The sequence below is a fragment of the Pseudomonas sp. Irchel 3E13 genome (assembly GCF_900187455.1).
Classification (GTDB): Bacteria; Pseudomonadota; Gammaproteobacteria; order Pseudomonadales; family Pseudomonadaceae; genus Aquipseudomonas.
In genome coordinates this window covers 166,477-177,792 of record NZ_FYDX01000004.1, presented here as the reverse complement: position 1 = coordinate 177,792, position 11,316 = coordinate 166,477, and the positions used below count along the sequence as shown (strand labels likewise).

At 65.1% G+C, this 11,316-nt stretch carries 7 protein-coding genes and 2 pseudogenes; 6 read left to right on the top strand and 3 right to left on the bottom strand.

Annotated features, from left to right (window positions below; translation table 11 throughout):
* The first annotated feature begins 81 nt into the window (after positions 1-81).
* The 5 genes and pseudogenes from CKW37_RS07745 to CKW37_RS33160 form a co-directional block, all read left to right on the top strand.
* The gene (locus tag CKW37_RS07745) at positions 82-2,169 is read left to right on the top strand and encodes a hydantoinase/oxoprolinase family protein (RefSeq protein ID WP_095155098.1); all 2,088 of its coding nucleotides are present in this window, start codon (positions 82-84) and stop codon (positions 2,167-2,169) included.
* Positions 2,166-3,824, top strand: a complete 1,659-nt coding sequence (locus tag CKW37_RS07740; protein ID WP_095155097.1) for a hydantoinase B/oxoprolinase family protein — start codon at positions 2,166-2,168, stop codon at positions 3,822-3,824. The genes CKW37_RS07745 and CKW37_RS07740 overlap by 4 nt, the downstream gene beginning before the upstream one ends.
* A gap of 126 nt (positions 3,825-3,950) precedes the next feature.
* Positions 3,951-6,389: a TonB-dependent siderophore receptor gene (locus CKW37_RS07735; protein WP_095155096.1), complete on the top strand. Its 2,439-nt coding sequence runs from the start codon at positions 3,951-3,953 to the stop codon at positions 6,387-6,389.
* Between the two features lie 10 nt (positions 6,390-6,399).
* Positions 6,400-7,371, top strand: a complete 972-nt coding sequence (locus CKW37_RS07730) for an alpha/beta fold hydrolase (protein ID WP_095155095.1) — start codon at positions 6,400-6,402, stop codon at positions 7,369-7,371.
* 17 nt (positions 7,372-7,388) lie between these two features.
* Positions 7,389-7,562, top strand: a pseudogene (locus tag CKW37_RS33160) (aminotransferase class V-fold PLP-dependent enzyme); the annotation flags it as partial.
* Positions 7,563-7,642: 80 nt separating this feature from the next.
* Here CKW37_RS33160 and CKW37_RS07720 read toward each other — a convergent pair.
* Positions 7,643-8,611, bottom strand: coding sequence for an AraC family transcriptional regulator (locus CKW37_RS07720; protein ID WP_095155094.1), 969 nt, complete (start codon positions 8,609-8,611; stop codon positions 7,643-7,645).
* Positions 8,612-8,714: 103 nt separating this feature from the next.
* On the opposite strand from CKW37_RS07720, the gene CKW37_RS07715 reads away from it, so the two are divergent.
* Positions 8,715-9,965, top strand: coding sequence for an MFS transporter (locus CKW37_RS07715; protein WP_095155093.1), 1,251 nt, complete (start codon positions 8,715-8,717; stop codon positions 9,963-9,965).
* Between the two features lie 6 nt (positions 9,966-9,971).
* Here the strand turns inward: CKW37_RS07715 and CKW37_RS07710 are convergent.
* A pseudogene (locus CKW37_RS07710) lies at positions 9,972-10,121 on the bottom strand (transposase); the annotation flags it as partial.
* A 256-nt stretch (positions 10,122-10,377) separates the two neighbouring features.
* Entirely contained in the window at positions 10,378-11,292 is a 915-nt protein-coding gene (locus CKW37_RS07705; RefSeq protein ID WP_095155092.1) for a LysR family transcriptional regulator, read from the bottom strand.
* Positions 11,293-11,316 lie beyond the last annotated feature (24 nt).

Here is an 11,316-nt window from a genome sequence, read left to right as displayed (position 1 = left end):
TCACTTTGCTCTTTAGTATTCGGATTAAGCATTCATGGCGTTCAATCATGTCAAAAGAGAATTTTAACGGGAGAGGCGGGAATGACTGAAAAGCGCAACGCGCTACCCGCCCGGGGCCTGCGAATAGGCGTGGACACCGGCGGCACCTTCACCGACATCTGCCTCTACGATCCGGCCAGCGGCACCCTGCAAGTCTGGAAAATCAGCAGCAGTAACGCCGACCCGTCGGAGGCCATCGTCGCCGGCATTCGCGAGGTGTTGCAGGTGAGCGGCCAGCCCGCCGGCGACGTGGCCTACGTCGGCCACGGCACCACGGTCGCGACCAACGCCCTGATTGAAGGCCGCACTGCGCGCACCGCTTTGCTGACCACTGCGGGCTTTCGCGATGTGGTGGAAATTGGCCGCCAGACCCGGCCGACGCTGTACGACCTGCAAGTGCGCAAGGTGACCCCGCTGGCCTCCCGCGACCTGCGCCTGGAGCTGGACGAGCGGGTGCGTTTCGACGGCTCGGTGGCCAAGGCGCTGAACCCGCGTCAGGTGCTGGAGCGCGTCGCGCAACTTGAGGCGGCGGGTGTGGAAGCGGTGGCGGTGGGCTTCCTGTTTTCCCATCTGGCGCCGGAGCATGAAGCGACGGTCGCGAAGATCCTCGAAGAGCGCCTGCCGAACGTGTTCGTCAGCACCTCGCATCAGGTCGCGGCCGAGTACCGCGAGTTCGAACGCTTTTCCACCACCCTGGTGAACGCCGCCCTCGGCCCTGTGATGCGCGATTACCTGGGCCGCCTGCAACCGCGGCTGGCCGCGTTGGGCGTTGCCGCGGCGCCGCGCCTGACCCAGAGCAACGGCGGCATCATCTCCGCCAGCCATGCCGCGCAGTACCCGGTCAAGACGGTGCTGTCCGGGCCGGCAGCCGGAGTCGTGGGCGCGGTCGAAGTGGCGCGGGCTGCGGGGATCGGCGACATCATCACCTTCGACATGGGCGGCACCTCCAGCGACGTGTCCCTGACCCGCAACGGCGCCGCGTCGCTGTCGACCCGCGCCAGCGTCCACGGTCACCCGCTGAAAGTGCCGCAACTGGATATTCACGCCGTTGGCGCCGGTGGCGGCTCCATCGCCCGGGTCGATGCCGGTGGCCTGCTCAAGGTCGGCCCGGCTAGCGCCGGTGCCTGGCCGGGGCCGGTCTGCTACGGCCAGGGCAACCTGGAGCCGACCGTCACCGACGCCAATGTGGTGTTGCAGGTGCTCAACCCGACGCACCTGCTGGGCGGACGCATGCCGATCAACCGGGGCCAGGCCGTCGAGGCCATCGACCGCCTCGCGCAGTCGCTGGGCATGGACCTGTTCGAAACGGCCCAGGGCATTCTGTCGGTGGTCACGGCCAACATGGCCAAGGCAATCCGGGTGATTTCCATCGAGCGCGGCCACGACCCGCGTGACTTTGTGCTGATGGCATTCGGCGGCGCCGGACCGCTCCACGCCGCGCGCCTGGCCCGCGAGCTGGAGATCCGCCGGGTTCTGGTGCCGCGCAACCCGGGCATTCTCTGCGCCATGGGCCTGTTGCTCAGCGACGCCCGCACCCATTTCGCCAAGGGCTGCCTGCTGCGCCTGGACGAGGCCGGGGGCGCCGCGTTGGAACAGGGCTTCGACGGCCTGGAGCAACAGGCCTGCGACTGGTTCGAGCAGGAGGCGATCGCCGTCGAGGCGCGTCAGGTCAAGCGCTTTGTCGATGCGCGCTATGCCGGTCAGGCCCATGAACTGTTGATCGAAAGCCCGCCGGGGCCGATTGCCGCGGACTGGCTGGCGCGGGTGCGCCAGGCCTTCGAACTGGAGCACCGGCAGATCTACGGCTTCGACGCCGCCAACGAGCCGATCCATGTGATCGCCATGCGCGTCGAAGCGACCGGCAAGGTCGACAAGGCGGTGCTGGTCGAGCAGCCATTGGCTTCGGGCGACGTCGCCGAGGCCCGGGTGGGCCAGCGCGAGGTCTGGTATCCGCAGGTTCGCGGCTTCGTTGCCACACCGATTTATGACCGCGAGCGGCTGGGTGCCGGGCACTCGCTCAACGGGCCGGCGATCATCGAACAGATGGACAGCACGACCCTGGTGCTGGAGGGCCAGCGGGCCACGGTGGACCGCTATCTGAACATCCTGATCGAGGAGCAAGGCGAATGAGCGCACCGCCCGTTACCCCCGTCGCCCGCAAGGTCGATCCGATCACCGTCGAGGTGATTGGCTGCGCCTTGTCAACCATCGTCGAGCAGATGGGCGAGGCGATCATCCGCGCCGCCTACTCGGCCAACATCAAGGAGCGGCGCGACTGCTCCGCGGCGATTTTCGACACCGAGGGCCTGATCATCGCCCAGGCCGAACAGATCCCGCTGCACCTCGGCTCGCTGCTGGGCATCGTCGCTGAAACCCTCAAGCGCGCCGACCTCAGTGCGGTGCGCGCCGGTGATGTGTTCATCGGCAACGATGCCCACACCGGCGGCGGCACTCACCTCAATGACATCGTCCTGCTGGAGCCGGTGTTCGTCGAAGGCCGGCTGTTCGCCTGGGTCGCCAACCTGGCGCACCACTCCGATTTCGTCGACCGTGGGCATGCCCATATTTATCAGGAAGGCCTGCGCATCCCGCCGATCAAGCTCTACCGCGAGCGCCAGGTGCAGCAGGATGTCCTCGACCTGATTCTGCTCAACTGCCAGGTGCCGCACGAGCGTATCAACGACCTCAGCGCGCAGATGGCCTCGAACAAACTCGGCGTGGAGCGGGTCCAGGCACTCTGCGAGCGCTACGGCGCCGCCACCGTGGCCGAGGCCAGCACGCTGCTGCTCGACTACAGCGAGCGCAAGACCCGCGCCGGGATTGCCGCGATCCCGGACGGCCGCTATGTGTTCGAGCACGACTTCGATACCAGCCTGTGGCCGGACATCCTCACCCTCAAAGTGGCCATCGAAGTGACGGGGGAGGAGATCCTCTTCGATTTCGACGGCTGCCCGCCGCAGACCCGCTCGGGGCTGAACATGGTCGCCACGGTGCTGCGAGCGGTGGTGTATTACGTGGTCAAGACCCTGATCGACAGCGACACGCCGGCCAACGCCGGTCTGCATCGACCGATCCGCATCAGCGCGCCTTATGGCTCGATCGTCAACGCCGCGCCGCCAGCGGCGGTGTACAGCCGTCACGATATTGCCCAGCGCCTGACCGACATGCTCTTCGCGGCCCTGGCCCAGGCCATCCCCGAGCGGGTGCTGGCCGGGTCCACCGGGGTCACGGTGCTGACCATGAGCGGCGTTCACCCGCGCACTGGCCAGTTCAATGTCTACAACGAGAGCATGGGCGGTGGCCTCGGCGCACGCTTTGCCCAAGACGGTATCGACGGCGTGCACGTGCATGGCACCAACTCGGCGAACATCCCGGTCGAGGCGCTGGAGAGCGAGCACCCGCTGATGATCCACGCTTACGAACTTGTCCAGGACTCCGGCGGCGCCGGCGAATTTCGCGGTGGCATGGCCATCCGCCGGGTCGTTTCGCCGGTCGATCATGTCGCCACCGTCAACCTCGGCGGGCCACACAACCGCGTGCCACCGTGGGGCCTTGTCGGTGGCTTGCCGGGCAGCACCTCGCGGATCGAACTGGGCGCTGGCGTCGCCGCGCTGCGCAACCGCACCGGCACCTTGCAGCCGGGCCAGACCGCGGCCGCGATCACCTCCGGTGGCGGCGGTGTCGGCGACCCGAGGCAGCGCGCACGGGAAAAGGTGCTCCAGGACCTGCGCGAAGAGCGGATCTCGCCCGCCGCCGCCCGCGACATCTATGGACTGGATACCTGAGCAGCAGACCCGTTCCGCCTTGCCGAACCCAAAACCCCAAAAACCCACGTGCGCCAGAGGCGCACACGCCGTCAGCCGACCACGGTACGCGGTATCCACTTCAGTACCACTGGATGCCCTATAACGATGCCAACATTTAGCCGCACCCCTCATCCTTACTCACCGCTTGCCTTGTGCATCTTCGCCAGCGTCGGGCTGCTCAGCGAGAGCGCCCTGGCGGCCACTGCCACCGATCCGGCGCTGGAAACCGTGACCGTCACCGGCACCCGGGGCGAACAGCGCACCGTCATCAGCAGCCCGGCACCGATCGACGTGATCCCCGCCGCGCAGCTCAAGACCGTGGGCCGCGACGGCCTGATGGAAACCCTGAACGCACTGCTGCCGTCCTACAACCTGCCGGCCATGAGCGGCGCCGGTGCCAGCGGCGTGATCCGCGCCGCCGGCCTGCGCGGGCTCAACGCCGACCAGGTGCTGGTGCTGGTCAACGGCAAGCGCCGCCACAACAGCGGCCTGCTGCAGAGCGGCTCCTGGACCAGCAGCGGCTCGACCCCGGCCGACCTCGACTTGATTCCGACCAACCTGATCGAACGCATCGAAGTCCTGCGGGACGGCGCTGCCGCGCAATACGGCTCGGACGCCATCGCCGGGGTGATCAACATCATCCTCAAGCAGGAAGACAGCGGCGGACAGGCCTCGGCTAGCTACGGCCAGAACTACCTGGGCGATGGCTCCACCCGCCAGGAAAGCGTCAGCCACGGCTTTGCCCTGCCCAACGACGGCTTCGTCCACCTGGCCCTGGAAAACCGCAACCAGGACCGCTTCACCCGGGCCGAACCGGTGGTCCGCGAAGGCTTCGCGGCCAATGGCGTGACCCGTGTGCCCAAGGCCTACGAGGTGGTCAACGAAGGCTACGGCAACCCCGAGAGCAAGATCACCAACTTCGCCTACAACGCCGAGTTGCCGCTGTCCGATGTCACTTCGCTGTATTCGTTCTCGACCCTGAGCCACCGCGACGGCTACAAGCACGCCAACTTCCGCCAGGCCACCGCCAACGGCAACATCACCGAGATCTACCCGGATGGCGCCTCGGCCAAACGGCCGCTGGACGAGGACGACTTCCAGGTGGTGTTCGGCGCCCGTGGCGAACTGGCCGGCTGGAACACCGACCTGAGTACCAGCTACAGCCGCGACTACATTCGCCTGACCACCTCACGCAACCTCAACGCCAGCTTCGGCCCCGAGAGCCCGACCACGTTCTACATGGGCAGCCAGACGTTCAAGCAGTGGGTCAATAACCTCGATTTCACCCAAGCGTTCGACATCGGCCTGGCCAAGCCGACCCAAGTGTCGTTCGGCGTCGAGCACCGCTTCGAAGACTGGAAACTGGGGCAGGGCGAGTACCTGTCTTGGGCGCGCGGCGACTACGTCTACACCAGCGGTCCCTTCGCCGGTCAGGAGCCCAACACCTCGTCGAGCGTGCGTGGCGTCAGCCCTGACGATGCCGGCCAGGCCGACCGCAATGTCTACGCGGGCTACGTCGATGTCGGCTTTTATCCCACCGACAAGCTCTACACCGCGGTGGCCCTGCGGCACGAGCGCTATGACGACTCGGCCGGCAGCACCACCAACGGCAAGCTGACCACCCGCTACGACTTCACCCCCGAGTTCGCCCTGCGCGCGACCGTGAGCAACGGCTTCCGCGCGCCATCGCTGGCGCAGAGCGTCTACCAGCAGAGTTCGGTGAGTTCCTACCAGGCCACCACCAACGGCTACACCCAGTACTACTACAAGCACCTCGCGCCTGATTCGGCGGTGGGCCAGGCACTCGGCGCCAAGGCGCTGAAACCGGAGAAATCGCAGAACTTCAGCGTCGGTTTCACCTGGCAGCCGCTGCCGCAGATGACCACCACCCTGGACGTCTACCAGATCAATATCGACGACCGCCTGGTGCTGTCCGACATCCTCACCGGCCGCGATGTCGTCGCGGTGATGGAGTCCTACGGCCTGCGTGATTTCAACGGCGCGCAGTTCTACACCAACGCTGTCGATACCCGCACCCGTGGCGTCGACCTGCTGACCGACTACCGCGCCGACTACGGCCAGTTCGGCCAGGTGCGCTGGAGCGCCGCGCTCAACCACAACGAGACCAAGATCGAAAGCATCAAGGACGACATCACCACGCCGTCGGGCAGCGGCGTTTTCGGCCACTCGGCCCAGGGCTACCTGCTGCGCGGCAACCCGCGCGACAAGATCATCCTCGGTGCCGACTGGCGTGTCGGCCAGTGGCGCAGCAACCTGCGGGTGACCCGTTTTGGCGAAGTGACCCAGCCGGGCTCGACCCAGGACACCGACCGTACCTTCGGCGCCAAATGGATCACCGACCTGAACGTCGGTTACGACTTCAGCAACGGCGTGTCGCTGGAAGTGGGGGCCAACAACCTGTTCGACGTGGTCCCCGACAAGAACGGCATCACCAGCAGCACCGGGCTGGGCCAATACGGCTACATCTCGCCGTTCGGCTTTGGTGGCGGCTACTGGTACACGCGCCTTGCCTACAACTTCTGAGGGACCATCGATGCACAGAAGAACCGTGCTCCAGACCCTCGGCACACTCACCGCGGGCGCCGCATTGGCGCCGCTGCTGGCGCGTGCCGGCCAACCCGACAACCGCAAGGCGAGGCACATGCCGGACATCAAGCGTAACCAATCCATCGTCATCAACGGCGCGACCCTCAACTACTCGATCGCCGGTGAAACCAATGAACAGCCACTGATCGTTCTCCACGGCGGTCGCGGTCAAGGCCAGCACGACGGCGTATTCGCCGCCCACGCCGCGTTTGGCGACCGCTACAAAGTCATCGGCTTCGACATGCGCGGCCACGGCCATTCGAGCGTGACGCCGCCGTTCACCTTCGATCAGATTGTCGAAGACATCGAGCAACTGCGCGTGACCCTCGGCGGCGGGCGCAAGCTGATCCTGCAGGGCGGCTCGTTCGGCGGCTTTATTGCCCAGGCGTATGCGGTGCGGTATCCGCAACATCTGTCGCACCTGATCCTGCGCGGCACCGCGCCGAGCTATCGGCACGAGGTGGAGGCCACCGCCAACCTCAAGGCACGGGCGGCGAAGAAAGCGCCGATGGCCACCGAAGCCATGTTGCAGAAAATCTTCACGCCCACGCTTGTGGACGACGAAGAGTTCCGCCTGATCATGTTCGCCCTGGCGCCGATGTACGTGCCGGACGGCGTCGCCCCGGATCTGGACGGCCTGCTCGAACGCAGCCGCACCGGCATCTACCGGGCGAAAGTGCACAACGACCTGTACGAGCCCGAGGTATGGCATGCGTTTGATGTGGTTGAGCAACTGGCTCGGGTCAAATGCCCGGCGCTGGTGATCTGCGGCGCTGAAGACTGGATCTGCGATCCGGTGCAATCGAAGATCATCGCCGAGCACCTGCCGGGCGCCCGACTGGTTGTGGTACCCGGTGCAGACCATGCGATCCCTGCCGATGTGCTGTACCGAGAAACTGACCGCTTCCTGCACGGTTAGGTCGCCATAAAGGCACCGGGGCGGTGGTGTGGACCTCCGGTGCAACCGAATCCAACAACCTCGCCCTCAAGGGCGTCGCCGCGTCGGCAGGGCAGCGACGACACATCATCTCCAGCCGGCTGGAGCACAAGGCGGTGCTGGACACCGTCAACCAGTTGGCGGGTGATGGCTTCGACGTCACTTGGCTGGCCGTCGTCCGTTGCCATTCGTTTACCTTGAATAATGCCAATGCCGCCCATTGTGGCCCATCCACTAATAATTCCACTCAGCTTCAGGTGGCAGCCGACGGCCTCAACCTCCGACTCAACCCAGGCGTCTTGCCCGTAACACGCTTGAACGCCCGACTGAACGCCGCCTGAGACGTATAGCCCAAACGCTGCGCGACCTCTTCAATTGGCATCCTTTCCAGCGTCAGCCACTGGCTGGCAAGCCGCATTCGCACTTCGGTGACGTAGCGCAGCGGGGTCATGCCGATCGTCAATTGAAAACGCTCCGCAAAGACCGAGCGGGACGCATTGCATTGCTCCGCCAACTGCTCGACGGTCCAGTCGCGGCCCGGTTGTTGATGCAGCGCCAGAAGTGCACCTGCCAGCCGCGGATCGCGCAGGGCGGCAACCAGGCCGGAGGCGTTGCCGCAGGCGCATTCGACCCAACCTCGAACGACCATGGCGGCGACCACGTCGGCCAATCGCGCGAGGATACCGGCGAAGCCAACGCGTGCGGCGCTGACCTCGCGCTCCATGGTGGTGAGAATAGGCACCAGCCCGGGGTAACGCTGGCCACCGGCATCAATCAGCATCAGGCCCGGCATCAGCTTGCCAAGGCCATGGAGGCTGCCCAATTCGAATTCCATGCATCCACTGAACAAAAGCGTGGCCGGCATGGGGCCGGCATCGGTTCCGGTGTCCACCGCGCTGACGGTGTCGCCGAGAGGCTCACCGTCCAGAAGGTCGATGTCCTGCACGGGCACGTGCGTATGCGAGAGCAATTGATGGGCCGCGCCATGGGCGATGAAGACGGCGTTACCGGCGGACAGCGCATAGGTTGTCCCGTCTTCCATGCGCAGCACCGTGTTGCCGAACGCTAGGAAGTGGAACCAGGCATGCCCGGGTTTGGCAGCGAAGCCCAAGCCGAAGGCCGGGCCCGCCTGGATACGCCGGTACTCGACACCGCGCAGGCGCATGCCGCGCAACAGCTCGTTGATGAGATCGGAAGAGAGGGCAAATGGGTCTGTCGGCATTGTTCAGGTGTTTTGGTCAAAAAGTTGAGCTTTTCGATCATAGATCATCCGAATTCTCGCGCCTAGACTGCGGGTCGCACTTGAAGATTGGGAGATCCGTGCAATGACTGACCTTGTATGCAATGCCGTACCCGACAGCCGTTCCGGCGCCGGGCCGGATGCAGAACCTGCAACCCCCGCGTGGATGGCCGTATTCTCGTTGGCCATGGGCGTGTTTGGCTTGCTGACCGCTGAGTACCTTCCGGCCAGCCTGTTGACGCCGATGGCGACCGAGTTGGGGGTATCCGAAGCGCTGGCTGGCCAAGCGGTCACGGTGACAGCCGTGGTGGCGCTGTTCGCCGGCCTGTTGGTGCCAGGCCTGACTCGCAGTATCGATCGCCGCTGGGTGTTGCTGGGTTTTTCCACGTTGATGATCGCTTCCAATCTGTTGGTCGCCGTTTCCTCCAGTTTCGCGGTGCTGTTGTTGATGCGCATCTTGTTGGGCATCGCGCTTGGCGGGTTTTGGAGCATGGCGGCGGCGGTGGCGATGCGCCTGGTGCCGGGGGCTTTGTTGCCGCGAGCGCTCTCGATCATTTTCAGCGGCATCGCCATCGGGACGGTGGTTGCGGTCCCGCTGGGCAGTTATCTGGGCGGGCTTTATGGCTGGCGCAGCGCGTTCTTTGCAGCGGCGGTGGTGGGGGTGGCGACCCTGGTTTTCCAGTCACTCACGCTGCCGAGCCTTGCGCCGCGTCAGCCGGCACGCCTGCGCACGGTGCTTGAGGTGTTGCAGCGGCCAGGCATTGCAATGGGGATGTTCGGTTGTGTGCTGGTGCACAGCGGCCACTTCGCGATGTTCACGTATGTTCGGCCATTCCTCGAAGGTACGACCGGCATTGGCCCACAGGGGCTGTCGTTGATGTTGCTGGGTTTTGGTGTGGCGAACTTTGTCGGCACATTGGTGGCCGGGTGGATGCTTACCCGCCACCCGTTGGCCACCCTGGTGTTGATGCCTGCGCTGGTGGGCGTTGCGGCACTGGCGCTGGTCCTGTTGCCGGCGTCGGTGCCAGGGCAGGCCGTTCTGCTGGCGGTCTGGGGCCTGGCCTTTGGGGGTGTGCCGGTGGCGTGGTCGAACTGGGTCGCCAGCGCGGTTCCTGACCAGGCGGAAAGCGCCGGGGGCATGGTGGTAGCGTCTGTGCAGTCGGCCATCGCCACGGGCGCTGCCGCTGGTGGGGCAATGTTCAGCCTCGGTGGCAGCGCAGGCGTATTCGTGGCGGCGGCCGTGCTGATGCTGCTGGCCGCGCTGCTGATTGCACTGCGTGTGCGCGTTCCTTCAGTAGATGGTGCTGTGCTGAACGGGTCGGCACTCCATTTGTGATTTAGCTCTCCACGCGGCACCTGAGCAGAGCACCCAGAGCACGCCATCGAGCATCAGGCGGTCGCTCAGGCGGGGCCGCCCCCGGCCATGGGTTTCGGTGAAGAGATCAGTAACCACAGCCCAGGCCTCATCCGAGAGTTCGTAATGCTTAGCCATCATAGGATTCCTTTCCGTAGATGGCTGGAAACTCTACAAAACTTCAGCTTCCGAGGAGCGCCGATTGGGTTTCTCGGGATTTCGTACAGAGCCTAGGGCCATCGGTGGGGGCACCGTTTTTATAACAATCGAAATTTGCCCCCAATTATGCCCCCATGAGCTCTGGAAACCGGTGGGATTGGACAGACGGCCTTGGACTTATTGTTGCTGTAACTTTATGTTCTTAATGGGTTTTTTGGAATTCAGTGGAAGTCTATTACAAGCTATCCGGATCCCCAAAAAACATCTGAATCCTCGACCGCAACCACTTCTCCCCCGGATCATTGTCCTGCGCTCCGCGCCAAGCCATATGCAGTTCGAAGGTCCGCGCCTCCAGCGGCAGTTCTTCGGCGCGCAGGCCGCCGGCGGCGGTGAGGATGTCGGCGGTGTAGTCGGGGACGGTGGCGACGATGTCGGTGCCGGTAAGCAGGCTGCCCAGGCCATTGAACTGTGGCACCGCCAACACCACGTGGCGTTCGCGGCCAAGCTTTTGCAGTTCTTCATCGATGAAGCCGCTGAGGTCGCCGGCGAAGGACACCAGTGCATGGGGCCGTTTGCAGAAATCATCAAGGCTCAGCGAGCCGGGCACGCTGTCGGCCCGCAGCAGTTTCGGCTTGCTGCGTCGCAGCACCTTGCGTTTGGCGTTGGCCGGCAGGTCGGCGGTGTAGCTGACGCCGACGGAGATTTCGCCGGAGGCGAGCAGGGTCGGCATCAACAGGTAATTCACCCGACGCACCACCAGCACGACGCCCGGCGCCTCGGCACGGACGCGCTTGAGCAGCAGTGGCAGCAGGGCGAATTCGGCGTCGTCCGACAGGCCGATGCGGAACACGTTGGTGCTGGTCGCCGGATCGAAGTCGGCCGCGCGGCTGACGGCGGTGGAGATGGAGTCCAGTGCCGGCGAGAGCAGGGCGAAGATCTCCGTTGCCCGCGCCGAAGGCTCCATGGCACGTCCGGTGCGGACGAACAGCGGGTCATCGAACAGGGTGCGCAGCCGCGACAGCGCGGCGCTGATCGCCGGCTGGCCGAGGAAGAGTTTTTCCGCAGCCCGGGTGACGCTGCGTTCGTGCATCAGGGTCTCGAAGACGATCAGCAGATTGAGATCGACGCGGCGCAGGTCGTTACGGTTCATCGGCTTCGCTTCGCTGGCGGTTCG

What these genes read in the sequence shown, in the direction of transcription:
- CKW37_RS07740 (WP_095155097.1), top strand. Translation starts at nt 2,166, where the DNA reads ATGAGCGCACCGCCCGTTACCCCCGTCGCCCGCAAGGTCGATCCGATC.
- CKW37_RS07745 (WP_095155098.1), top strand. Translation starts at nt 82, where the DNA reads ATGACTGAAAAGCGCAACGCGCTACCCGCCCGGGGCCTGCGAATAGGC.
- CKW37_RS07735 (WP_095155096.1), top strand. Translation starts at nt 3,951, where the DNA reads ATGCCAACATTTAGCCGCACCCCTCATCCTTACTCACCGCTTGCCTTG.
- CKW37_RS07705 (WP_095155092.1), bottom strand. Translation starts at nt 11,292, where the DNA reads ATGAACCGTAACGACCTGCGCCGCGTCGATCTCAATCTGCTGATCGTC.
- CKW37_RS07715 (WP_095155093.1), top strand. Translation starts at nt 8,715, where the DNA reads ATGACTGACCTTGTATGCAATGCCGTACCCGACAGCCGTTCCGGCGCC.
- CKW37_RS07720 (WP_095155094.1), bottom strand. Translation starts at nt 8,611, where the DNA reads ATGCCGACAGACCCATTTGCCCTCTCTTCCGATCTCATCAACGAGCTG.
- CKW37_RS07730 (WP_095155095.1), top strand. Translation starts at nt 6,400, where the DNA reads ATGCACAGAAGAACCGTGCTCCAGACCCTCGGCACACTCACCGCGGGC.